This is a genomic window from Knoellia sinensis KCTC 19936 (genome assembly GCF_000768705.1).
Lineage (GTDB): Bacteria > Actinomycetota > Actinomycetes > Actinomycetales > Dermatophilaceae > Knoellia > Knoellia sinensis.
This window is the reverse complement of sequence record NZ_AVPJ01000017.1, coordinates 39,981-63,307: the sequence shown is the minus strand read 5'-3', so window position 1 is coordinate 63,307 and position 23,327 is coordinate 39,981. Positions and strand designations below refer to the sequence as shown.

Below are 23,327 nucleotides of genomic sequence, written 5' to 3'. Positions count from 1 at the left end.
CTCCCACGGTGCCTTGTCCGCCAGCGCACCCGGCAATGACAAAGCCGCACGTCAGAGGGCGTCTGTTCTGCGGGTGGGGTGGTGGCCAAGGACGGGGTCGTGCCGTCGATCTTTCGACTTCAGCCGGCCTGACGTGGGCCCATGCGGGCGGGCGGTGGAAAGCGCCCCCGGGCCCTCGTGTTGGAAGTGACATGGAGGTTCAGGATGAGGCACAACGTTGCTCCCCGCCGTCGGCGCTATGAGACTCTGCAGTCTGCAGCCGATCGGTTGGCCGTTGACACCCGGACGCTGCGGCGGTGGATTGCGGCCGGTCGGCTGGAGGCATACCGGACGGGTCCGCGCCTCCTGCGTCTCGACGTCGAAGAAGTCGACGCACTGCTGGCGCCGGTGTCCACCGCACGCGGTGGCCGCTAGTCGTCAACGGCACCACGGGGTTCCGGTGGCTCGACCATCCGGCTCAGGGCCTCGGCGATGGCGGCGTCCCGGCCTGCCGCCGCGTGCTGGTAGCGCAGAGCCGCACCCACGGATGAGTGGCCAAGCCTCTGCTGCAATTCAGCCAACGTCGCGCCGGTCATCGCGGCCAGTGTCGCGCCCGTGTGCCGTAGGTCGTGAACCCTGAGGTCCTCCCGTCCGGCGACGGCGCGGGCCTTGCTGAAGGCGTCGTGGAAGACGGTTGGCTGCAGATGGCTCGTCCCGTCCATGGCGGGAAACAGCAGCGACTCCTGACCTCGCGACACGAACCGGTCCAGATGCTCCTTCAGTGCCGGGACAACGTGCGGCGGGATCGACACAACCCGACGCCCCGCCGCCGACTTGGGAGACCCGACGATGGGTTTGCCGGCGACCCACGCCACTGAGCGCTCCACGCGCACAACCTTTTTCGCGAGATCGACGTCCTTGCGACGGAGCTCCAGCACCTCGCCAATCCGCATCGCGCACCACGAGCAGAGCAACGCAATGGCACGCCGGTTCTCCGGCAGGTTCGCCACGATCACCGAGAGCTCGTCGATGGACGCAGGGCGGATCTCGCGGGCCCGCGGAACCGAGGTCGCCGACCTGATTCGGCACGGGTTGGCCACGATCTCCTCGTCGGCAACCGCGGTATTCATGATCGCCTTGAGCAGGGAGTAGGCGCGCGCGTTGACCGTGGGTGTGGCCTCGTCCAACTGCCCCCACCAAGCGCGCACCGTCGCAGGAGTGATCTTCGTGAGCGCCAGCGAGCCGAAGTCGTCCAGGAGGTAACGCTGCAGCAGGTGCTCGTAGCCCTCACGCGTCCGCGGCTTGAGCCGCCTGTCCCGCAGCCACGTGCGGGCGTAGACCTCGAATGTCACCGAGTCAGGGTCGTCGGAGCGTCGCAGCGCAGGAGGCGACCATTGACCCGAGGAGATGAGCGCGCGTTCAGCGGCCAGCCACGCCTCGGCGTCGCCCTTGCTGACGAACGTGTGCGGAGCCTTGTGTCGACCGAGATCTGGGCCCTGGTAGCTCGCCTGCCATCTCTTCGATGACATCCGGCGCAGATAGCCGAACCCTCTGTGGTTGGCCTTACCCACCATGTCGGTCCCCGACTGATACGCCTACCAAGCACTGGGCCAGGTGCTCGTTTTGTGCGATCCCTGTGCGATCCCAGAGTGAAATCGTGCCCTCAGATGTCCACTCGTGTCCGCGCTTCGCCTCGTCACTCATGGTGACAAGACCGCAGGTCAGGGGCACTATCGGGCCCCTCAAGCACAGAGCTGGCGAAGAGACTCGAACTCTCAACCACCTGTTTACAAGACAGGTGCGCTACCAATTGCGCCACGCCAGCACGCGTCGGCGAGCAGTACGCCCCCGACGGCGCCCCGAACTTTACCTGCCACTCGGCTCGAGTCCCATTCCCGACCACACGGAGCCAGGTGGCTGGGCACGGAGCGGCGCGGACGGCATACGGGAATCGTCAATAGCATTGAGCGGTGACGCGACCTCTCCAGCGGCAGATCCACGACATCGGTCGGCGGCGCGCGTGGGTCATCTGGCTGGTCGCCCTCGCCGTCTACACGGTCGCGGTCTTCCACCGCACGTCGCTCGGTGTCGCTGGAATCGTTGCGGCAGAACGGTTCCAGATCACCGCGTCGCAACTCGCGACGTTCACGGTCCTCCAGCTCGTCGTGTATGCCGGCATGCAGATTCCCGTGGGTGTCCTCCTGGACCGCTTCGGGTCGCGTCGCCTGCTCCTCATCGGGCTGGCCCTGATCTCCGCCGGCCAGTTGTGGTTCGCGTTCGCGGGGACGTACGGGGTGGGTCTTGCGGCGCGCGTCCTCCTCGGAATCGGCGACGCCATGATCTTCACGTCGATGCTGCGTCTGGTCGCGTTGTGGTTCCGGGTCAAGCAAGCACCGGTGATCACCCAGCTCAGCGGGATGGTCGGGCAGCTCGGCGCGGTCGCTGCGGCCACACCGCTTGCCGCCGCTCTGAGCAACTATGGCTGGGAGAGGGCCTTCGGCATCCCGGCCGCAGTGGGGGCGCTGCTGTCGATTGCCCTCTTCCTCTTCGTCAAGGACTCGCCCTACACCGGCATGGCCGTCGAGAAGATCAAGGTGCGCGCGCTGGCCCGCACGCTGGGGGAGGTGTGGGGCAACCCGGGGACACGCCTCGGCATGTGGATCCACTTCACGGGGCAGTTCGGCGCAACGGTCTTCACGATGCTGTGGGGCTACCCGTTCCTCGTGTCCGGTCAGGGGCTCAGCCCGACGGCGGCCGGCTCGCTGCTCATCACGCTCACGGTGGCCTCGATGTTCGCCGGGCCGATCATCGGGCACCTCACCGGCCGGTTGCCCTACCGCCGGTCGCAGATCGTGCTCGTCATCGTCACGGTGATCGCGAGCACCTGGGCGGTCGTGCTGCTCTGGCCCGGGCCGGCGCCGATGCCCCTGCTCGTACTTCTCGTGTGCGTGACGGGGTGCGGCGGCCCCGGGTCCATGGTCGGCTTCGACCTCGCCCGTAGCTTCCACCCCTCCGACCGGCTGGGGCGCGCCACCGGCGTCATCAACATCGGCGGGTTCTTCGCATCGCTCGTGACCATGGCCGCGATCGGCATCATCCTCGACCAGCGGGCGCCGGCGGGGCCGGAGACCTACACGCTCACGGACTTCAAGGTCGCGATGTCGGTGCAGTTCCTGCTGTGGGGTGTCGGCGCCTTCCAGATCTGGCGCTACCGGCACAAGGGGCTGGAGTTCGTGGGCGAGCACCCTGGCGCCCTCGACGCACTGCGCGCCGGTGACACCTTGCTGCCCGGCATCTCGCGCGACCCCGACTGATCCATCGCCGTTTGCCCGGGGGACGCGTGTCGGTCACCGGCTGGGTCCGGTTGCCCACCTATAAAGAGGTGACCGGGCCGTGTATGAGACGGCCCGGTCTGACGTTCCCGGGCTCAGCTGGGGCCAAGGGCGCACTCAGTTGCGCGTCTGGCCCCACCAGCGCCGCAGAGCCCGGTCAGCGCAGGACGTGACGGCTGATGACGAGGCGCTGGATCTGGTTGGTCCCCTCGAAGATCTGGGTCACCTTGGCCTCGCGGAACATCCGCTCCACCGGGAAGTCCTGGGTGTAGCCCGCGCCGCCGAGCACCTGCACGGCGTCCGTCGTCACCTTCATCGCCGCGTCGGTGGCGAGCAGCTTGGCCACCGCCGCCTCCTTGGAGAAGGGACGGCCTGCGTCCTTGAGGCGCGCGGCATACAGATAGGCAGCGCGCGCACCCGAGACGGCGGCTTCCATGTCCGCGATGAGGAAGGCCAGTCCCTGGTTCGACGCGATCGCCCGCCCGAACTGCTCTCGCTCCTGGGCATAGGCCGCAGCCACGTCGAGCGCCGACTGTGCGAGTCCCGTCGCGCCAGCAGCGATCCCGAGCCGTCCGGCGTCGAGCGCGGAGAGTGCGATCGCCATGCCCTGACCCTCGTCGCCGATGCGGTTCGCCTCGTCGACGGGGACGCCCTCGAAGATCACCTCGCGCACCGTGTCGCAGTGCAGACCCATCTTCTTCTCCGGTGTCCCGAACGTCATGGCGTCCGAACCAGCGGGCACGATGAAGCACGAGATCCCGCGTCCGCCGTCGTCGGAGGTGCGGGCGAAGGTCGTGTAGTAGTCGGCATGCCCGGCGTGGCTGATCCAGGCCTTGCGGCCCTTGATCGCGTATGCCGTCCCGTCACCTTCGCGCGTCGCTCGCGTTGTCATCGAGCCGACGTCAGAACCGGCCAGGGGCTCGGACAGGGCGTAGGCCCCGAGGGTGTCGCCGGACAGCATCCCCGGCAGGAGGGCCGCCTGCTGCTCCGGCGTCCCGAACGCCGTCACGGGATAGGCCGTGAGCGAGTGCACCGACACCCCCACCGCGACACTCATCCACGCCGACGCGATCTCCTCGACGACCTGGAGATAGACCTCGTAGGGCTGGCCACCACCGCCGTGCTCCTCGGGGTGCGGGAGGGAGAGGAGCCCAGCCTGACCCAAGGTCCGGAACACCTCGGTCGGGAAGGACTCGCCTTCAGCAGCGGCGCGCTCGGCGTCGTCGACCCGCGGGCGCAGCTCCTTGGCGCAGATCTCGCGGGTGAGGGCGATGAGATCGTCACCCTCGGAGGAGGGCATGAGGCGAGTGACCGGCATACCGGCGACTGTAACGCCCGCCACAGCCGCTCGTGACAGGCCTCAGGGACCGTCGACGAACGGGCGCATCGGCGAGAGCTCAGGGCGCTTCGGGTCGAGGTGGTCACCGCTGGACTGACCCTTCATGCGGCGTTGCACCCACGGCGCGAGGTGCGTGCGGGCCCACACTGCGTGGGCCCGCAACTCCTGCGCGCGGGTCGTGGCATCGCCGGGCGGCAGGGGTGTGCGCCAGTCGTCCTCGTCCGTCGCGTGGCCGAGCGAGGTGAGGGCGGCCAGGGACACGCGGCGGTGGCCCTCGGTCGTGAGGTGGATCCGGTCGTCGGCCCAGAGCCGCATGTCGCGCAGCGCGGGCATGCCCCAGAGGTTGAGGACGTAGCAGCCGTGGCGCTGCGCGATGGTGAAGATGTTTGCCGTGTGGACCGCGTGCCGACCGCGGAGGGGTTTGAGGAGGCCGGCGTCCTGCGGGTCGGCGGGTGTCGCGAGGAGGACGTCAGCACCACTCTGCCGCAACCGGATCACGGCCTCTTCGAGGGTGTTCATGAGGGCGTTGGTGTCGACGCCCGGACGCAGCAGGTCGTTCCCGCCGCCGACCATGGAGACGAGGTCGGGGGACATCGCGAGGGCCTGATCGAGCTGCGTTCCGACGACGTCGTCGAGAAGGCGTCCGCGGACCGCGAGGTTGGCGTACTGGAAGGGCAGGTGCTCGAGTTCGGCGAGCTCGCTCAGTGACTCCGCCAGACGGTCGGCCCAGCCGATGAAGGCGTCGTCGGTCTCGGGGTCGGGGTCCGACATGCCCTCGGTGAACGAATCTCCGATGGCGACGAAACTGCACCAGACGCGTGCTTCGGTCTGTGGGCCGGGGGTCACGGGAGTCTCCAGTCGAGGGGTTGGGCTCCCTGCTGATCGAGGAGGGAGTTTGCTTGGCTGAACGGTCGCGACCCGAAGAAGCCGGACCGCGCCGACAGTGGCGAGGGATGTGGGCTTTCCACACACGGTATGCCGTCCAGACGGCTTCGCAGGGCGCGAGCGTCCCTGCCCCACAGGATCGCGACGAGAGGGCCCCCGCGGGCGACGAGGGCGTCGATGGCGCAATCGGTGACCTGTTCCCAGCCCTTGCCGCGGTGGCTCGCGGGCGTGCCCGGGCGAACCGTGAGGACCCGGTTGAGGAGGAGGACGCCACGCTCAGCCCACGGGGTGAGGTCGCCGCTGGTGGGCGCTTGGACTCCGAGGTCGGACTGGAGTTCGGTGTAGATGTTGACGAGGCTGCGGGGGATGGGGCGGACGTCCGGGGCGACGGCGAAGCTCAGTCCGATCGCGTGGCCCGGCGTCGGGTAGGGGTCCTGACCCACGATGAGGACGCGGACGTCGTCGAGGGGCTGCTCGAACGCCCGGAGGATGTGGGATCCGTCGGGAAGGTAGCCGCGACCGGAGGCGAGCTCCGCGCGGAGGAACTCGCCAAGTTCCGTGAGCGTGGGCTCCACCGGCGCCAGAGCCTGCGCCCACGACGGATGGACGATCTCGACGAGCGGCCGCGGCGGGGTCACACCGTAAACCTATCCCCGGGCCTGCACCCCGCCCTACCGGGCCGTAAGTGCTGTGATCGCGACCCTGACGGCCCGGTAGGTCGCGGGGAAGCAGGGCAGGGGTTGACAACCTACAACCATTTGGTTGTAGGTTAGGAGGCATGGCCAGGGCGAGTGACGAGGACGAGAAGCGGGCAGACGCCTTCTTCCACGCCCTTGCCGACAGCACGCGACGCGACATCCTGCGCCGGGTGCTGGCGGGCGAACACTCGGTCTCCGCGCTCGCTCGCAACTACGACATGAGCTTCGCGGCCGTGCAGAAGCACGTCGCGGTGCTCGAGCGGGCTGGTCTGGTCAGCAAGCGCCGCAGCGGCCGTGAGTCACTCGCGACTGGCGAGGTGGAGGCCCTCCGGTCGGTCGCCCCGATGCTCAGCGAACTCGAAGCCGTATGGCGTGGCCGCATCGGTCGCCTCGATGACCTTCTGGTCGAGTCGGCCACGGCTCCGGACGTTGCAGGACCCACCACAGAGAAGGAGTAGGACCATGCCAGTCACGGACATCACGACCAACAGCAACGAGCGCTCGATCGTCGTCACGTGCGACTTCCCGGCGCCCGTCGCGCGGATCTGGGACTTCTGGACCGACCCGCGCCAGCTCGAGCGCTGGTTCGGCCCGCCCGGATACCCGCTCACCGTCACGTCCCACGATCTCCGGCCCGGTGGCCGCGTCAACTACTACATGACCTCACCCGAGGGTGAGAAGTTCGGCGGCTTCTGGGACATCGCCACGGTCGAACCGACGAGTCGCCTCGAATACACGGACGGGTTCGCCGACGCCGAGGGGAACCCGTCCGAGGGGATGCCTGTGGGTGAGACCGTGGTCGAGTTCGTCGAGCGCGATGGCGGGACCAGGGTCTCGGCGACGACCGTCTACGGCTCTGCCGAGGACTTGGAGAAGGTCATCGGCATGGGGATGGAGGAGGGGCTGCGCCAAGCTGTCGGCCAGCTCGACGAAGCCCTCGTCGCAGACGCCGCCTGAACCTGCCACTTATTGCCCGAATGGGACATGGCCACGGATGCCTTCGGCCGACGGGTCATGTCCCAATCGGGCAATAAGTGCAGAGGGGGGCTTCAGCCGAAGATGGCTCGGACGTCGTCGAGCCGACCCGGCACCAGGCGATACCACGCCCACGTGCCCCGCTTCTCCCGTTCGATGAGCCCGGCCTCGGCGAGCACCTTGAGGTGGTGGCTCACCGTCGGCTGCGCCAGGCCGACCGCAGGTGTGAGATCGCAGACGCAGGCCTCGCCGCCCTCACTGTCACGAATGATGCTGAGCAGGCGCAGGCGCACCGGGTCGGCGACCGCCTTGAGCAGGACGGCGCTGGTCTCGGCCTGTTCACGCGTCAGGCCCCCCGGCGTGGTGATGCCGCAGCACGGCTCCGCGATCGTCGCGAGCATCGTGGGGGCAGACTTCACGGTCGTCATCTCGTCCCTCTCGATCGGCTGGAGGTGCCGCGTTCCATCATGCCCTCCTAGATATTGACGTTCATCGATATATGGAGTTCACTTCACCCATCGACCAACATCGATGCGCATCAATCTACGGGAAGGCTTGCACCATGACCACCGCAGCCACGGCCTCGCGGGTCCAGCTGGCGCTCAACGTCACCGACCTCGAGGCGTCGATCGCCTTCTACAGCGCCATGTTCGGGGTCGAGCCCGCCAAGCGTCGCCCCGGCTACGCCAACTTCGCCGTCGCGGAGCCTCCCCTCAAGCTCGTCCTCATCGAGACGTCCGAGGACACCCCGGGGGCCGGGGCAGCAGGCGCCCTCAACCACCTCGGCGTCGAGGTCTCGTCCGTCGAGGGTGTCGCCGCTGCCCGCGACCGCTTCGCCGCTGCCGGGCTCGCCGCCTTCGACGAGAACGACACCACCTGCTGCTACGCCTTGCAGGACAAGGTCTGGGTCCACGACCCGGCCGGCGCACCGTGGGAGGTCTACACCGTCAAGGACGAGAATCCCGCCGACGCCCGCCCCGCCACGGCCAGCCTCGAGGTCCTTGACATCTCCGGCGAGAAGGCCAGCGCAACCGCCGAGGACGCCTGCTGCGCATCGGGTTGCTGCGCGTGACCCCACTCCCTCGGGCGCTCGCCGCCGAAGCCGTCGGCACCGCGGGGCTCCTCGCGGCTATCGTCGGCTCCGGCATCATGGCGGAGCGGCTCACCCATGACGTCGGCCTCCAGTTGCTCGCCAACGCCGTCGCCACCGTCGCAGCCCTCGCGGTCCTCATCGCCGTCATCGCGCCGGTGAGTGGGGCGCACTTCAACCCTGCCGTCTCGCTCGCCCAGGCGGTTCGTCGCGACCTCCCGTGGTCCCATTTCCCCGGGTATGCCGTGGCACAGGTTGCCGGGGGAGTGCTCGGCGTCGCGCTCGCGAACCTCATGTATGAACTCGCCCCGCTGCACTTCTCCGACAAGCCGAGAACCGGTGTGGGGCAATGGGTTGGGGAGATCGTTGCCACGGCCGGGCTCGTCCTCGTCGTCGGCCATGTGAGTCGCGGGGGCCGGGGTGATCGTGCCCCGTGGCTCGTCGCGGCCTGGATTCTCGCGGCCTACTGGTTCACCTCGTCGACGTCCTTCGCCAACCCGGCCGTCACCATCGCGAGGATGTTCAGTGACACCTTTGCCGGCATCACGCCCGCCCACGTCCTGCCCTTCCTCGCCGCCCAGGTGACGGGCGTCGGATTCGGGCTGGCCGGCATACATTTGTTTGTTCTCGAACCCCGCCTCGAACCGAAGGAACAGTCATGAGCGCCCGGCCCTCCGTCCTCTTCGTCTGCGTCCACAACGCGGGGCGCTCGCAGATGGCCGCCGGCTACCTCGAAGCCCTGGGTGGCGGTCAGGTCGAGGTCCGCTCGGCCGGGAGTGCGCCCGCCGACCTGGTGAACCCGGCTGCCGTCGAGGCGATGTCGGAGGAGGGCATCGACATCACTGCGGCCTCACCCAAGGTGCTCACGACCGAGGCCGTGCAGGCGTCCGACGTCGTCATCACGATGGGCTGTGGAGACGCGTGCCCGATCTTCCCCGGGAAGCGCTACGAGGACTGGGTGCTGGAGGACCCGGCCGGCAAGGGCGTCGAGTCGGTGCGCCCGATCCGCGACGAGATCCGGGGCCGGGTGGTCGAACTCCTCGACAGCCTCGGCATCGAGACCGTCTCGCGCTGACGCAGACCCGACGGAGTCCGCGACCCACCGAGGGGAGCGAGGATCCCCGGCTCCAGCCACGGACGCTGGTGTGATGACCGTGTGACACGTGCGCACACGGCAAGGAGGCCGGACTCGCGCGGCGAGCCGCCGATGGTGCTCACCGTGCGTGGACGCCGTGTCGTCCTCATCCTCGTCGTGCTCGCGGTGCTGCTCATCGCCCTCACGATCCGGGCGGTGGTGAGCGATGCCCGACCCGTGACGAAGCCCCCGGCGCCCTTGGCGTCAAGCACGGCGAGCAATGCCACGCCCTCGCCGACCACTCCGACAAGCCCGGCCGCGAAGCCCTCACCACCCCCGTCGGCCACGCCGAGACCCACAACCTCGCCATCGGTGAAATCGACGACGTCGACCGGCATCCTCCGATCCGGGCTCGTGGGCTCGGGGAAGTTCACGACGTCGACGTGGGCCAAGCCAGCGGGCTCCAAGACCGCCACCGTGCACGAATTCGTCGTGAAGGTCGAGGGCGGCGTCAAGGCCGATCCCGACGACGTCGCACAGCAGGTCCACGCCATCCTCAACGACCCACGGGGATGGACCGGACACAAGGGCGCGAGCTTCGCTGCGGTGGCCGACCCGGCCAAGGCCGACTTCGTCGTCCACGTCGCATCGCCACCGACGACCAACAGGATGTGCGCGCCACTGAAGGTCGGGGGCAAGTGGAGTTGCGCCGCCCAGCGCAACATCGTGCTGAACTCGGACCGGTGGCTGCTCATGACGCCGACCTATGACGATCTCGGCGACTACCGCGCCTACATGGTCAATCACGAGGTCGGTCACTTCCTCGGGCGCGGCCACGTCAGCTGTCCCAAGGCCGGGGCGCCCGCGCCGGTGATGCTGCAGCAGTCGATCAGTCTCGGGGGCTGCCGGCCCAACGCCTGGCCCAAGACCCCGTCCGCGGCCTCCTGACCGGACCGGCGAGGATGTGCGGGTGAGTTCCCTCCGCTGGAAGACGATCTTCTTCGACCTCGATGGCACCCTCGCCAACACGATCCCGCTCATCGTCGCGAGCTATCAGCACGCGTTCCGCGAGGTTCTCGGCGAGGAGGTCGAAGAGGCCCGGGCACGCGCGTGGATTGGGCGCCCCCTCCTTGCGGCCCTGCTCGAGGAGGACCCGGACCGCGGGCATGACCTCGACCGCACCTATCGGGAGTGGAACCTCGCCAACACCTCGCGACTCATCGAGCGGTATGCCGGCGTGCCCGAGATGCTCACGACCCTCACCGGGGCGGGCGCGGACCTCCACGTCGTCACGAGCAAGCGCCGCGACACCGCGCGGCTTGCCCTCGTCGGGGTCGGCATCGACCACCTCATCGACGTCGCCGGCGGGCTCGAGGACACGGCGAAGCACAAGCCGGAGCCCGAACCGCTCCTCGCGGCGGCCGCCCGGGTCGGTGTCGAACCCAGCCGGGCGGTCTATGTCGGGGACGCGACGGTCGACATGCTTGCGGCCCGGGCAGCGGGCATGAGTGCGGTCGCCGTCACCTGGGGTGCGGGCGAACGCGACGCCTTGGAGGCGACCGGTCCGGATACGGTCGTCGACAGCGTCAGCGACCTCACGGCATACCTGCTCGGGGGGCCACTGTGACTCGTGGGGCGCCTGAGTCGCCACGCCGAGAGCAGGTCCAGCGAACACGCCGAGGGCGAATGACAGTGATGTCATTCGGCCGTTAGAGTGGCGGACGCAGCCGTCACACGAGAAGGGTCGAACGTGAACGCCGCCCACGAGAGCATTGACGAGGCCACTGAGCCCAAGATTGAGCTGAGTGACCGAGACCGCCAGATCATCGACTTCGAGCGCCAGTGGTGGAAGTACGCCGGGTCCAAGGAGTCGGCGATCAAGGAGCTCTTCGACATGAGCCCGACGCGCTACTACCAGGTGCTCAACGCCCTCATCGACAACCCGGTCGCGCTCGAGCACGACCCCATGCTCGTCAAGCGCCTGCGCCGTCAGCGCGCCACCCGTCAGCGCGCCCGCTCGGCTCGTCGCCTCGGACTGCAGCCCCAGGGCTGACGCCGTGAGCGAGCTCGACTGGAGCACGCCCGATGGCCTTGCGGCCATCAAGGACCACCTCGCCGCGAAGATCGAGGGCTGGCGCCCTCCTGTCGCGTATGCCGTCGGGCTCAGTCCGGCCTCCAGCTCTCCCGAGTGGGCGTTCGGTCACGTCAACCTGCCGGGTGGGCGGCACGGGCTGCCGGCCGTGGTGCTCGCAACGGTGTTGAAGCACGACGGGTCGACGGCGACGCTCGACGTGTCCCTCTCGCAGCTGGCCGCGGCGATCGAGTCGCTCGCGCCAGCCGAGGCGTGCACCGAGGTCGACCACCCCAACCTGGCCGCCTGGCGCGTCGTGCTGGCCGAGGCCGAGTCCAATCCGGCCCGGTCGATGGTTGCGGTGTTCGTTGCCGACCTCGACGACCCGGTGTCGTCGGAGGCCGACGGCACGATGCGGGCAACGTTCACGGGTCACACTCCCGAGCTCTAACGCCGGCTCGGCCGGCGTTGGGCATGGCCAACCTGTGCGAGGATCCGCGCGTGGGAAAGCACGAGCGGCGGACGTTCATCACGCCCGTCCTGAAGCACCGACTGGTGACGGGCATGTTCGCCCTGATTACGGTGCTGACCTTCACCGAGGCTCTCGAGGAGTGGGAGGACCGACTGCAGGGTCCTCTGCTCCTGGGTGTCGGGTTGTTCCTGCTCGGAGCAACTGTGATCGTCGGCTCGATGAGCATCGGGCCGAGGCCGTTGCGCAGTTTTGGTGCGGGCGCGTGGTTCGTGGTCATGGGTGCCGGTGCGGCATTGGCCTTCGCGTACCGCGGTTCCATGGGGGACGTGGGGTCGCGGGGTGAGGTGGCCCTCGGCGCCATGCTTCTCCTTGCCGTGACACTGCCGTTCCTGGGCCTCTGGATGATGGTCGCCCGACCCGAACAGAACTGGGAGAAGGAACGTCGTCTCGCACGCGAGCGAGGCGTGGATCCCAGATAGTCGGGCTCCTGAACGGTGATCCGACCGACTCGGTTCAGAGGTCGCGCTCGAAGGCGATCAGCTCCGGGCCACCCTCACCCTCAGTGGTCCTGAATCCCGCTGCGCGATAGGCGAACTGGGCCGACACGTCGTCGGCGCTGGTGACCACCATGGCGTAGTCGGCGCCGTTCTCGCGACCCGTGTCGAGGGCCAGGGCCAAGAGCGCCCGACCCAGACCTTGGCCGCGCAGGTCGGGGGAGACGTAGAGCTCGGCGAGGTAGGCCTCGGACGCGAGGCTCCACACCGAGGCGTGAATGCGCAGGACGGCCACACCCTCGGCCGGTGCGTTCTCCGCGGCCCGTGCCAGCAGAACGATGACCTCGTCCTCAGCCGTCAGGGCCGTCAGCCGCTGGGCGAGCACGGGCGGCGCCGGTGTCGGGTCGTCGTACTCCGTGTTGAACGCATGCAGCAGCACGGCCGCACGATCGAGGTCTGTCGTCGAGGAGGCAACCCAGGCAGTCGGTGCACCCATGTGTCCAGTATCCGTGTCCGAGTTCGGTTTGGCTCGGCTTTGGACATGAGGACGATGTGCCCAGGACGCGGCACACGCGACCGCTGCCGATTCGCGGAAGAACGAAGAACGTTCACTCAGTCGGCACCCGGAGACCGGCTCGGCACACTAGCGTCGCGTCCATGCGCCGACGTCGCCTGCTCCCGGTCCTCCTGTCCACCGCCGCTCTGGCCGTCACTGCGAGCGTGACCGCCGTCCCCGCCGCGGCCGCTGACACGAACCCGTGGCTCGAGCAGCGCGTCCTCAACATGGCGCACTCCGGCGGTGAGCACGAGGCGCCGATGAACACGATGTACGCGTTCAAGCGTGCCGTGGCCCTCGGCTCCGACATGCTCGAGATCGACGTCCAGTCCACGCAGGACGGCCAGGTCGTCGTCATGCACAACGCGACCGTCGACGAGACGACCAACGGCACCGGACGCGTCGTCGACAAGACGCTCGACGAGGTCCAGGCCCTCGACGCCGCGCACTGGTTCGTCCCGGGGCGCAGCGCGGTCCACGGACTCGACCGGACGGCATACACCCTGCGCGGAGCGCGATTCGGCAAGCCGAAGGTCGACGGCTACAAGAACAAGGACTTCCGGGTTCCCACCCTCAAGGAAGTCCTGCGCGCGTTCCCCACCACGCCCATCAACATCGAGATCAAGGGGACGAGCGACGCGGACACGGCCTCGTTCATCCGCACCGGCACCCTGCTCGCCGACCTCCTCAACAAGAGTGGGCGCACCGATCTCATCGTCGGCTCGTTCAACGACGCGGCTCTCGCCGACTTCCACCAGCGCGCGCCGCAGGTGCCGATGTCAGCGGCGCGCAACGCGATGATCAACTACTTCCTCTTGGGCGTGAAACCGCCGGAGGGGACGGTCGCCTTCCAGGTGCCCGTCACCTTCGCGGGGATTCCGGTCGCCACGCGCGCTTTCGTGCAGCGAGCCCACAACGATGGGTATGCCGTGCACGTCTGGTTCTCGGGTTCGGCACCTGACGACGCCGCGACCTACAACGCCATGATCGACACCTGTGCCGACGGCATCATGCCCGCGAAGCCGACCCTGCTCGAGTCGATCCTCGACGAGCGTGGCATCGAGCGCCCGGGTCAGCCGGGCGTCGATCCCTGCGCCGCCGCCTGAGGACTCACTCTGGACGACCTGCCCGCGACCGCCTCAGGGGTCGCGGGCAGAGCCGTCAGCGCTGGTCGGTCAACAGGCCGCCGAGTGCCTGTCGCAGCAGAGTCGAACGTTGGGCATCAGTGCTCAGCTGTTCGAGTCCGAAGCCGAGGAGCACGCTGTCCGCGGTCGAGGTGGCGGCGAACGACTGGATCAATCTCTCCGAGAACACCCAGTTGCCCTGGTTCGGCGCACTACCCTCCGGCGGCCCGCCGACGGTCCAGGTGCTGGTCGCACCCTCGAACCCATCGGCGGAGTCGACGCCGTCGACCACCACGTGCGTGTCGTCGACGAAGGCTCCGATGCCACCGGTCGCGGGGTCGGTCACGTAGCTGATCGAGAGTTCGACCGAGTCGCCGAGGAAGCCGGACAGGTCGAACGCTGCCTGGTGCCATCCATCGGTGGAGCCGGTGAACGAGTTCCACGTGCCGCTGCTCCCCGGCTGGGTGCAGCCGGGCCCGGCCAGGTAGTGGGCCAGGAACGGGTGCATGCCCAGCAGGAACCCATCCGGCTCGCACTCGGCGGGCGGATCCGTCTGGGTTCCACCGTTGAGGTCCGGCAACGTCGTCCAGTTGTCCTGCCCGGCTGAGCGGGCTTCGACGATGACGTTGTCGTAGGACGGCTCGGTGTTGATCGAGATCTGGAACCGAAGCTGGGCGGCACTGGCCGCACTGAGGTCGACCGTCTTCGACAGCCGCATGTACGACGAGTCGGCATGCACGGCGCCGGCGTACCGAGTGCCCTCGACCGGGGCGAACGGGTCGACTCCGGCGGCGGCGTACTCGAGAGCGCCCCGGCTGGCGAACTGCGGGAAGTCTGCCACCGGCAGCACGTCGCTCGTCGGCTGGAACACGCCCGCCTCGTCGAGCGGGTTGGCGCCAGTGACCACGGGGCCACCGAACGTGCCCTCATAGCCGTCGAGCGGCTCCGCCGTGCCCGAGACGCCCCCGGCATCCGCGGTGCTCGTGCGGGTGAAGGCGCCGAGGTAGTACTGCCTGAAGTCGTCGGCCAGAATCAGGCAGTCCTCGAAGAAGCCCGGCAAGGACGAGATCACGCACTCCGCCTCCGGGTCGCCGTTGAGTCCGTAGAAGAGGCCACCGACCGCGTCGCCGATGCCCGGGAGGCCGGAGTACTGCGCGGTCTCACCCGAGTGGATCAGCTTGCCGCCCTCGTTGAGGTAGTCCCGCACCGCCAGGGTGAGGTACTGCGCCCGCTCGGCGACGGCGATGTCGGGCAACGGGCCGAAGGGGGTGTTGATCCGCTCGTCCTCGGCATCCTGCGTGAGGCGGTTGTCGCCGAGGTACCAGAGCACCGCGTCGTAGTGACCGAGCACGCCCAGGTGGTGGGGCACTCCCTGGGCGTCGATGTCCCAGACGTCGGCGTCGTAGCCCGCGGCTTCGAGTGCGGCCACGTGTTGGGCGGCGTACTTGGGTGCGTTCGTCCCGGCCGGGTAGGTCGGGTTGACGCCCTTGTAGTCCTCGTCCGCGATGACGAGAACATCGCCGGGAGTGGAGTCCTCGACCGTGTAGGTCATGTGCTCGCTCTCGACGCGCCCGGCCGTGCCATTGCCCTGCGCGGTCTCGACTCCGGTGAACCACGCCTCCACGCGGTCACCCGCACGAGCGCCGGGGACCGTCCCACGGAACTCGGCGTAGTAGTCGTCGTTCTCGTCGCCGTAGCGCTCACCGCCAGCCCACTCGGGGGCGGCCGCCGTCCGTGCCGGGCCACCGTTGACGCGGTAGTGGAAGTTCCGGTTGCGCAGCGACCGCTTGGCCGTCACGGCGACCTCCTGCGAGGCGCCGTGCGACACCTCGAAGGTGTCCATGACGAACGGTGCCGCGTCACGTCCCACCACCGAGGCGGGGTCGTCCGGGTCGTGGGCGGAGGCTGCCACCGACAGGGCGAACGGGATGTTCTTGAGGAACTCGGTCTGGACGAGGCCTTCGTCGTCGGGGAAGTTGAACCCACTGGCGCAGTCCTCGGCCAACCACTCGTCGTCCGGCACGGAGTCGGAGGCGGCCTCGCACGTGGACATCTCGGGGGTGAACCCCAAGGTGCCGTGGCGCTCGGTCATGTGGGTGTCGGTGTCGCCGTTGGTCGTGTAGAGCTCAGCCGAGATGTCGGGGTCGTAGCCCGGCACCGCCGGTTCGGCGTCGTCGCCGGCCATCGCCTCATAGATGACGTCGTCCGGCGTGGGTGTGGAGACCTGCCAGCCGGTGCCGTAGAGCAGCAACTCGGCGGCCGAGTGGTAGTTGACCATGAACTCGAAGCCCACGCGCCCCACGAGCCCGTCCAGGGCCTTGGACTCCGGCTCGGAGTTGGGCGACGGTCCGCGATAGGTCTCGCTGCCGGGGGCGGGCGACGAACCTTCGTTGTCGTAGCCCCACTTCGTCGCGTAGTTCCGGTTGAGGTCGACGCCGTCTCCGGGGGCGATGGTGCCGTCGCCGTTGTTGTCGCGGAGGTTCTTGCGCCAGAGCCGGTTGCCCTCGGTGAAGGTGAAGTCGTAACCGTCAGGATTCGCGACCGGCACGAACCACAACTCGGTGCTGTCGACCAGCCTGGTGATGCGTGAGTCGCTGCCGTAGTTGTCGAGGACGTGATGCATCAGCCGGCGGTTCATCTCCGGAGTGATCCACTCACGGGCATGCTGGGCACCCATGTAGAGGACTGCGGGCTTGAGACCGTCCTTCTGTCGGGCGGCGTTCTTGCTGACCTTGAGGGCGATGATGTCGGTGCCGTTGGTGGTCTTGCCGATGCTCATCGCCTTGGCGATCGTCGGATTGGCCCTGGCCGCCTGTTCGTACTCCGCCTTGATGCCAGTAGTGCCGAGGTAGGTGTTGAACACCTCGTAGCCCTCGGCCGCGGCGGCGGTCGCGCGCTCACTGGCCGTCTGACCCTTGACCTTCTTGGGCTTCATCTCGACCCCCTTGCGGGCCAGGCCGCGTGCCTGGGCGTCACTGAGGATCGCCTCGACACGGACCTCCGCCTTGGCGCCGCTGGCACCCTGCACTCGGTTCAGCCGGAGGTCATGGCGGTCGACGCCGAGTGCGACCAGCTCGTCGATCTGGCCGGTCGACAACGTGCCCTCATAGACGTCGAGCCGATCGCCCGGTGGCGCCGACGAGGCAGGTCCGGCGCCGAGCAGCAACCCGGCGACCAACGTAGGAACAGCGAGCATGACCAGACGCGACTGACGCATGAGAACTCCCCGTATCACACGATCGAAGGCTCTCAACCTCCTCCCGACGAGTCACTGTGTCAAGGGTCGAGCACGATGACGACCGGCCCACCCCACCACGTCAGCGTCGACGGCTGTTCTTGCAACCGTTGACGCTGACGTGGCGAGGTGGGCGCGGGAGGTGGGCGGACGGCATACGGCAGTCGTTTGCACTCTCATGGCGAGAGTGCCAATAATGGCGTTAGCACTCTCACCATGAGAGTGACAAATTCAAGGCCAGATCCGGTGAGGGTCGGCACGCGCGCATGACATGAGGCGCGCGAGCTCGGCTCGTCCGTCGCGGGCACCACCTGGCCGACACCTTCGATTCGCGTGGGAGGAACCACCCGAATGGCCAAGATCATCGCTTTTGATGAAGAGGCTCGCCGCGGTCTCGAGCGAGGCATGAACACCCTCGCCGACGCCGTCAAGGTCACCCTGGGGCCCAAGGGCCGCAACGTCGTGCTGGAGAAGAAGTGGGGCGCCCCCACGATCACCAACGACGGTGTGTCCATCGCCAAGGAGATCGAGCTCGACGACCCCTACGAGAAGATCGGCGCCGAGCTGGTCAAGGAGGTCGCCAAGAAGACCGACGACGTCGCCGGTGACGGCACGACGACGGCCACCGTCCTCGCCCAGGCGCTCGTCAAGGAGGGCCTGCGCAACGTTGCCGCGGGTGCCAACCCGATGGCGCTCAAGCGAGGCATCGAACAGGCCGTCACTGCTGTGAGTGATGAGCTGCTCAAGAACGCCAAGGACGTCGAGACCAAGGAGCAGATCGCTGCTACCGCCTCGATCTCCGCTGCTGACAACCAGATCGGCGAGATGATCGCCGAGGCCATGGACAAGGTCGGCAAGGAAGGCGTCATCACCGTCGAGGAGAGCAACACCTTCGGCCTCGAGCTCGAGCTCACCGAGGGCATGCGCTTCGACAAGGGCTACATCAGCCACTACTTCGTCACCGACCCCGAGCGCATGGAGACCGTCCTCGACGAGCCCTACGTGCTCGTCGTCAACTCCAAGATCGGCTCGATCAAGGACCTGCTGCCCCTCCTCGAGAAGGTCATGCAGTCCGGCAAGCCGCTCCTCATCATCGCCGAGGACGTCGAGGGCGAGGCCCTGTCCACGCTCGTCGTCAACAAGATCCGTGGCACGTTCAAGTCGGTTGCCGTCAAGGCTCCCGGCTTCGGTGACCGTCGCAAGGCCATGCTCGCCGACATCGCCATCCTCACCGGTGGCCAGGTCATCTCGGAGGAGGTCGGGCTCAAGCTCGACACCGCTGAGCTCGACCTGCTCGGCAAGGCTCGCAAGGTCGTCGTGACCAAGGACGAGACGACCATCGTCGAGGGCTCGGGCGACGCCGACCAGATCCAGGGTCGCGTCAACCAGATCCGCGCCGAGATCGAGAAGTCGGACTCCGACTACGACCGCGAGAAGCTCCAGGAGCGCCTCGCCAAGCTCGCCGGCGGCGTCGCCGTCATCAAGGCGGGCGCGGCCACCGAGGTCGAGCTCAAGGAGCGCAAGCACCGCATCGAGGACGCCGTGCGCAACGCCAAGGCTGCCGTCGAAGAGGGCATCGTCGCCGGTGGTGGCGTCGCTCTCCTCCAGGCCGGCAAGGCTGCGTTCGACAAGCTCGAGCTCGAGGGTGACGAGGCGACGGGCGCCAACATCGTGCGTGTCGCGATCGAGGCCCCGCTCAAGCAGATCGCCATCAACGCCGGCCTCGAGGGTGGCGTCGTCTCCGAGAAGGTCTCCAACCTCGAGTCGGGTCACGGCCTCAACGCCGCGACCGGCGAGTACGTCGACCTCATCAAGGCCGGCATCATCGACCCGGCCAAGGTGACGCGTTCCGCGCTGCAGAACGCCGCGTCGATCGCCGCGCTGTTCCTCACCACCGAGGCCGTCATCGCCGACAAGCCCGAGAAGGCTGCTCCGGCGATGCCCGGTGGCGGCGACGAGATGGGTGGCATGGGCTTCTGATCTCCTGATCGGAACCACACGGCATACGCCAAGAAGGGCGGTCTCCCGGAAACGGGGGGCCGCCCTTCGGCGTTCTTGGACCACCGGTCGGGGGTCGTGTGATGGGTCGGGAGGTCCTCGCACCCCGACCTGTCACACAACCCCCGACCGATGGGTGCCGACGCGGCGTGAGGTTCCCGGTTCGGGGTTGATTCAGGGTCGCCTCCGGGTGAAAACCCAGAGCGCGTATGCCGTCCGCCCACCTAGCGTTGTCACCATGACCACCGACCTTGCTCAGGAACGCCGCGACACCACCGCGCCGCCGAAGACGGCTGCCCGCGTCACCGACCTCGTGAAGACCTACGGCTCCGGCGACACCGCCGTCACCGCCCTCAAGGGCGTGAGCCTCGACATCGCGGCGGGGGAGTTCACCGCGATCATGGGCCCGTCCGGGTCCGGCAAGTCCACGCTCATGCACTGCGCGGCTGGGCTCGACTCGGTGACCCGAGGGTCGGTGCAGCTGGGCGCGATCGAGCTGACGACGCTCAAGGAGAAGGACCTCACCAAGGTCCGGCGCGACCACATCGGATTCGTTTTCCAGTCGTTCAACCTCATCCCGACCCTGAACGCCGAGGAGAACATCCTCCTGCCGTTGTCGATCGCCGGGCGCAAGCCGGACCGTGCTTGGTACGACCACGTCATCGCCACTGTCGGCCTGGGTGACCGACTGGGCCACCGCCCCGGTGAGCTGTCGGGTGGACAGCAGCAGCGCGTGGCCTGCGCCCGCGCTCTCGTGAGCCGGCCGGAGATCATCTTCGCCGACGAGCCGACCGGCAACCTCGACTCGACCTCGGGTGCCGAGGTCCTCGGGTTCCTCCGTCGCTCGGTCGACGACTTCGGGCAGACGATCGTCATGGTCACCCATGACCCCGGCGCCGCCAGCTGGACCGACCGCGTCGTCTTCTTGGCCGACGGCCGCATCGTCACCGAGCTGCGCGAGCCCACACCCGAGCGCATCCTCGAGACGATGAAGAGCCTGGACGCGAAGCACGTCGACGCGAAGGTGCAGGGCTGACCCATGCTTCGCGCCAGCTGGAAGAGCCTCATGGCCCGCAAGTTGCGGCTGTTCATGAGCGCCTTCGCCATCATCCTCGGAGTCGCGTTCGTCGCCGGCTCCTTCGTCTTCACGGACACCCTGGGTCGCAGCTTCGACTCGATCATGAACAGCAGCGTCGGCGACGTCGTCGTCCGCCCGGTCGCGGGTGACGTCGACATCGAGTCGCAACCGTCGTCCGCGACGCTTCCGGGCTCGCTCGTGAAGGAGCTCGCGGACGTGCCCGGAGCCGCACGAGCCGACGGCAACATCACGAACTTCGGCACCTTCGTCGTCGGCAAGGACGGCAAGCTCATCGGCGGTTTCGGTCCTCCCGGCATCGGCATCAACTTCACCGACGGCCCTGCCGCCAAGGGGCTGGAGCCCCTGACGCTCAACGCGGGGCGCTGGCCCACAGCCGGTGGTGAAGTCGTGGTCGATGAGAAGACCGCCGAGAAGGCCGGCTACCTCATCGGCGAGAAGGTCAACCTCGTCAGCTCCGGCGCCGAGCCCCGCATCCAGGCGAAGCTCGTCGGTATCGCGCACATGGACGGCGGCACTGCCGGTGCGAGCCTGTCGATTTTCGACACGGGAGAGGCCCGTCGGCTCTTCATGGACGGCAATGACACCTACACCGACATCTGGGTGTCGGCAGCCGACGGGACGAGTCAGGCCGAACTGCGTGACGCCGTCGCGGCAAAGCTCCCCAAGGACGTCGAGGCCGTGACGGGCGACGCCGCTGCCAAGGCTGCCGCGTCGGACATCCAGGAGGCACTCGGCTTCATCACGACGTTCCTGCTGATCTTTGCCGGTGTGGCACTGGTCGTGGGGTCCTTCCTCATCGTCAACACGTTCAGCATCCTTGTGGCGCAACGGTCCCGCGAGCTCGCGCTGTTCCGAGCGCTGGGGTCGACGCGTCGCCAGGTGGCCCGGTCGGTCCTCTTCGAGGCGAGTGTCATCGGCCTCATCGGGTCGATCATCGGGCTCGGCCTGGGTGTCGTCATCGCGATGGGCATCCGCGTGCTCTTCGGCCAGTTCGGCCTGGACCTCAGTGGCCAGTCCCTCATCATCTCGCCGCGCACGATCGTCGTCTCGCTCGTCGTCGGTCTTGTTGTGACACTGGTCGCGGCCTACCTGCCAGCACGCAAGGCGGGCAAGGTCCCGCCGGTCGCGGCCATGCGCGACGACGCGATCCTCGCCGAGAGCGGCATGCGGGGCAGGACCATCGTCGGCACCATCCTCACGGCGCTGGGTGCGGGCCTGCTCGCGGCCGGGTTGTTCGCCGACGTCCCAAGCCCGACCTACTGGGTCGGGGGAGGCATCCTCGGAGTCGTCCTCGGCATGGCGCTCATCAGCCCGATCGTCGGACGGCCGGTCATCGCCGCCATCGGGTGGCTCTATCGCAAGACGTTCGGGGCGGTCGGGCTCATGGCGCAGCAGAACGCGCAGCGCAACCCGCGCCGCACTGGCGCCACGGCCTCGGCCCTCATGATCGGGGTGACGCTCGTGTCGATGATGGCGGTCTTCGGTGCCAGTGCGAAGGCGAGCATCGACAAGGCCGTCGAGAAGGAGTTCGTCGCGGACTACGTCGTGTCGAGCGCCGTCGGGACACCGTTCTCGACCGAGGTGACCGAGGAGCTCGCGGCCGTCCCGGGGGTCGACGAGGTCGCCGCCTTCCGCTGGGACCAGGTGAAGGTCAAGGGCGAGGACCGTCAGGTCACGGGCATCGACCCCAGCCACATCGGTGTGCTCGGACCGACGCCGATGGTCGAGGGCAGGCTCGCCGACCTCACGACGACGACCGTGTCCGTGGCGGAGGAACTCGCCACGACGGACAAGCTCTCCGTCGGGTCGACCATTGACCTCACGCGCGGTGGGACGACGAAGCCGTTCACGGTCGGCGCGATCCATGGTGACTCGGCCCTGCTGTCCTCCGACTACCTCCTGAGCCTCCCAGCCCTCGAGTCACTCGGTGGCGCGAAGACCGACTCCTACGCCTTCATCACCCGCGAGAGCGGCGCGGCTGCCGCTCAGGTGGGACGTGACCTCGACAAGGCGCTCGCGGACCTGCCGGTCGTCACGGTCAAGGACCAGGGCGAGTTCGCCGACGAGCAGCGGGCGCAGATCAACCAGATGCTCTATCTCATCTATGCGCTGCTCGGCCTCGCCGTCATCATCGCCATCCTCGGGATCATCAACACCCTCGCCCTGTCGGTCATCGAGCGGACCAAGGAGATCGGTCTGCTGCGAGCGGTGGGTCTGAGCCGGCGACAGCTCAAGCGGATGCTCCGTCTCGAGTCCATCGTCATCGCGTTGCTCGGTGCTGCGCTCGGCATCGGACTCGGCGTGGCGTTCGGCGTCGCCCTCCAGCGATCGCTCGCGGACGACGGCATCGACGTCCTCGCGGTGCCGTGGCCGCAACTTGGTCTCTTCGTCGCACTCGCCGGTCTCGTCGGCATCATCGCCGCCTGGTGGCCGGGCTGGCGGGCCTCGAAGCTCGACATCCTGCGAGCCGTCACGACCGAGTGACGGGCAACTGAACCAGCCGGTGGCGGGTGCGACCTCAGGGGTGTCGCACCCGCCGCCGGTGTCGGGGGAGAACCTGCCGTGCGAGCAGGGTCAGCTGAACATCCGCATGTTGGCCGCCTCCGTCTCGGCGTACTGCGCGCCCGCAGCCCCGAGCACCTGACCGATCGAGTCGAGCGAGGTCTGCACCTGCCTCTGGGTGCCCTGCCACTGCGTGACGACACCGTGGAACTGGGTGGCGGCGCCGCCCTTCCACGCGTCCTGCAGGGCTGTGAGCCTGCTCAGCATCTGCGCGACCTGACCCTCGATCTCACTCGCGATGCGGGCGATGTCACCGGACGCGGCCTGGATGCGCTCGGTGTCGACCTGGAACTGGGCTGCCATGTCTGCTCCCCTTGTCGGCGTCGCACCCGGTGGTGCGACC

General features: G+C 68.2%; 24 protein-coding genes and 1 tRNA gene. 16 read left to right on the top strand and 9 right to left on the bottom strand.

Features of this window, described 5'->3' with window-relative positions:
* The first annotated feature begins 204 nt into the window (after positions 1-204).
* Positions 205-414 carry an excisionase family DNA-binding protein gene (locus N802_RS16590; protein ID WP_035918422.1) on the top strand — a complete coding sequence of 70 codons (210 nt, stop codon included), beginning with the start codon at positions 205-207 and terminating at the stop codon, positions 412-414.
* Here the strand turns inward: N802_RS16590 and N802_RS16585 are convergent.
* Together N802_RS16585 and N802_RS16580 are read right to left on the bottom strand one after the other, a co-directional pair.
* Positions 411-1,553: a tyrosine-type recombinase/integrase gene (locus N802_RS16585; protein ID WP_035918420.1), complete on the bottom strand. Its 1,143-nt coding sequence runs from the start codon at positions 1,551-1,553 to the stop codon at positions 411-413. The genes N802_RS16590 and N802_RS16585 overlap by 4 nt on opposite strands.
* 178 nt (positions 1,554-1,731) lie before the next feature.
* Positions 1,732-1,804: transfer RNA gene (locus tag N802_RS16580), tRNA-Thr, on the bottom strand.
* A 145-nt stretch (positions 1,805-1,949) separates the two neighbouring features.
* Here N802_RS16580 and N802_RS16575 point away from each other — a divergent pair.
* Positions 1,950-3,293 carry an MFS transporter gene (locus N802_RS16575; protein WP_084072298.1) on the top strand — a complete coding sequence of 448 codons (1,344 nt, stop codon included), beginning with the start codon at positions 1,950-1,952 and terminating at the stop codon, positions 3,291-3,293.
* 175 nt (positions 3,294-3,468) lie between these two features.
* Here the strand turns inward: N802_RS16575 and N802_RS16570 are convergent, their stop codons facing one another.
* Genes N802_RS16570 through N802_RS16560 form a run of 3 tightly spaced genes read right to left on the bottom strand, consistent with a single transcriptional unit; the run spans position 3,469 to position 6,173 of the window.
* Positions 3,469-4,629, bottom strand: coding sequence for an acyl-CoA dehydrogenase family protein (locus tag N802_RS16570; protein WP_035918418.1), 1,161 nt, complete (start codon positions 4,627-4,629; stop codon positions 3,469-3,471).
* A gap of 42 nt (positions 4,630-4,671) precedes the next feature.
* Positions 4,672-5,496 (bottom strand): SGNH/GDSL hydrolase family protein, encoded by an 825-nt coding sequence (locus N802_RS16565; protein ID WP_035918417.1) that lies wholly within the window; start codon positions 5,494-5,496, stop codon positions 4,672-4,674.
* Positions 5,493-6,173 carry a uracil-DNA glycosylase gene (locus N802_RS16560; RefSeq protein WP_035918416.1) on the bottom strand — a complete coding sequence of 227 codons (681 nt, stop codon included), beginning with the start codon at positions 6,171-6,173 and terminating at the stop codon, positions 5,493-5,495. Before N802_RS16560 ends, N802_RS16565 begins: the two co-directional genes overlap by 4 nt.
* 140 nt (positions 6,174-6,313) lie before the next feature.
* Between N802_RS16560 and N802_RS16555 the strand changes: the two genes are divergently transcribed.
* Together N802_RS16555 and N802_RS16550 are read left to right on the top strand one after the other, a co-directional pair.
* Entirely contained in the window at positions 6,314-6,691 is a 378-nt protein-coding gene (locus tag N802_RS16555) for an ArsR/SmtB family transcription factor (RefSeq protein WP_035918414.1), read from the top strand.
* A gap of 4 nt (positions 6,692-6,695) precedes the next feature.
* Positions 6,696-7,190, top strand: coding sequence for an SRPBCC family protein (locus tag N802_RS16550; RefSeq protein ID WP_035918411.1), 495 nt, complete (start codon positions 6,696-6,698; stop codon positions 7,188-7,190).
* A gap of 92 nt (positions 7,191-7,282) precedes the next feature.
* Here the strand turns inward: N802_RS16550 and N802_RS16545 are convergent, their stop codons facing one another.
* Positions 7,283-7,636 (bottom strand): ArsR/SmtB family transcription factor, encoded by a 354-nt coding sequence (locus tag N802_RS16545; protein ID WP_035918408.1) that lies wholly within the window; start codon positions 7,634-7,636, stop codon positions 7,283-7,285.
* Positions 7,637-7,770: 134 nt separating this feature from the next.
* Between N802_RS16545 and N802_RS16540 the strand changes: the two genes are divergently transcribed.
* The 8 genes from N802_RS16540 (at position 7,771) to N802_RS16505 (ending at position 12,395) form a co-directional block, all read left to right on the top strand.
* Positions 7,771-8,280, top strand: coding sequence for an ArsI/CadI family heavy metal resistance metalloenzyme (locus N802_RS16540; RefSeq protein WP_035918406.1), 510 nt, complete (start codon positions 7,771-7,773; stop codon positions 8,278-8,280).
* The gene (locus tag N802_RS16535; RefSeq protein ID WP_035918403.1) at positions 8,277-8,960 is read left to right on the top strand and encodes an aquaporin; all 684 of its coding nucleotides are present in this window, start codon (positions 8,277-8,279) and stop codon (positions 8,958-8,960) included. Before N802_RS16540 ends, N802_RS16535 begins: the two co-directional genes overlap by 4 nt.
* Complete coding sequence (locus N802_RS16530) at positions 8,957-9,373, top strand: arsenate reductase ArsC (protein ID WP_035918401.1); 417 nt, start codon at positions 8,957-8,959, stop codon at positions 9,371-9,373. The genes N802_RS16535 and N802_RS16530 overlap by 4 nt, the downstream gene beginning before the upstream one ends.
* Positions 9,374-9,454: 81 nt before the next feature.
* Positions 9,455-10,321 carry a DUF3152 domain-containing protein gene (locus N802_RS16525; protein WP_156971475.1) on the top strand — a complete coding sequence of 289 codons (867 nt, stop codon included), beginning with the start codon at positions 9,455-9,457 and terminating at the stop codon, positions 10,319-10,321.
* Between the two features lie 22 nt (positions 10,322-10,343).
* Positions 10,344-11,000 carry an HAD family hydrolase gene (locus N802_RS16520; RefSeq protein ID WP_035918396.1) on the top strand — a complete coding sequence of 219 codons (657 nt, stop codon included), beginning with the start codon at positions 10,344-10,346 and terminating at the stop codon, positions 10,998-11,000.
* 123 nt (positions 11,001-11,123) lie between these two features.
* Complete coding sequence (locus tag N802_RS16515; protein WP_035918477.1) at positions 11,124-11,426, top strand: DUF3263 domain-containing protein; 303 nt, start codon at positions 11,124-11,126, stop codon at positions 11,424-11,426.
* 4 nt (positions 11,427-11,430) lie between these two features.
* Positions 11,431-11,895, top strand: coding sequence for a hypothetical protein (locus N802_RS16510; protein ID WP_035918392.1), 465 nt, complete (start codon positions 11,431-11,433; stop codon positions 11,893-11,895).
* A gap of 50 nt (positions 11,896-11,945) precedes the next feature.
* The gene (locus N802_RS16505; RefSeq protein WP_156971474.1) at positions 11,946-12,395 is read left to right on the top strand and encodes a hypothetical protein; all 450 of its coding nucleotides are present in this window, start codon (positions 11,946-11,948) and stop codon (positions 12,393-12,395) included.
* 34 nt (positions 12,396-12,429) lie between these two features.
* Here N802_RS16505 and N802_RS16500 read toward each other — a convergent pair whose 3' ends face one another.
* Entirely contained in the window at positions 12,430-12,906 is a 477-nt protein-coding gene (locus N802_RS16500) for a GNAT family N-acetyltransferase (RefSeq protein WP_035918387.1), read from the bottom strand.
* Between the two features lie 161 nt (positions 12,907-13,067).
* Between N802_RS16500 and N802_RS16495 the strand changes: the two genes are divergently transcribed.
* Complete coding sequence (locus tag N802_RS16495) at positions 13,068-14,072, top strand: glycerophosphodiester phosphodiesterase family protein (protein WP_035918385.1); 1,005 nt, start codon at positions 13,068-13,070, stop codon at positions 14,070-14,072.
* A 55-nt stretch (positions 14,073-14,127) separates the two neighbouring features.
* Here N802_RS16495 and N802_RS16490 read toward each other — a convergent pair whose 3' ends face one another.
* Positions 14,128-17,286, bottom strand: a complete 3,159-nt coding sequence (locus tag N802_RS16490; RefSeq protein WP_211254447.1) for a M14 family metallopeptidase — start codon at positions 17,284-17,286, stop codon at positions 14,128-14,130.
* Between the two features lie 390 nt (positions 17,287-17,676).
* Here N802_RS16490 and groL point away from each other — a divergent pair, with 390 nt between their 5' ends.
* The 3 genes from groL to N802_RS16475 all read left to right on the top strand — a co-directional run bounded on the left by groL (position 17,677) and on the right by N802_RS16475 (position 22,906).
* Positions 17,677-19,305, top strand: coding sequence for a chaperonin GroEL (gene groL / locus N802_RS16485; protein ID WP_035918380.1), 1,629 nt, complete (start codon positions 17,677-17,679; stop codon positions 19,303-19,305).
* Positions 19,306-19,561: 256 nt separating this feature from the next.
* Positions 19,562-20,359 (top strand): ABC transporter ATP-binding protein, encoded by a 798-nt coding sequence (locus N802_RS16480; RefSeq protein WP_035918378.1) that lies wholly within the window; start codon positions 19,562-19,564, stop codon positions 20,357-20,359.
* A gap of 3 nt (positions 20,360-20,362) precedes the next feature.
* Entirely contained in the window at positions 20,363-22,906 is a 2,544-nt protein-coding gene (locus N802_RS16475) for an ABC transporter permease (RefSeq protein WP_035918377.1), read from the top strand.
* Between the two features lie 90 nt (positions 22,907-22,996).
* Here N802_RS16475 and N802_RS16470 read toward each other — a convergent pair whose 3' ends face one another.
* Positions 22,997-23,287 carry a WXG100 family type VII secretion target gene (locus tag N802_RS16470; protein ID WP_035918376.1) on the bottom strand — a complete coding sequence of 97 codons (291 nt, stop codon included), beginning with the start codon at positions 23,285-23,287 and terminating at the stop codon, positions 22,997-22,999.
* Positions 23,288-23,327: the final 40 nt, after the last annotated feature.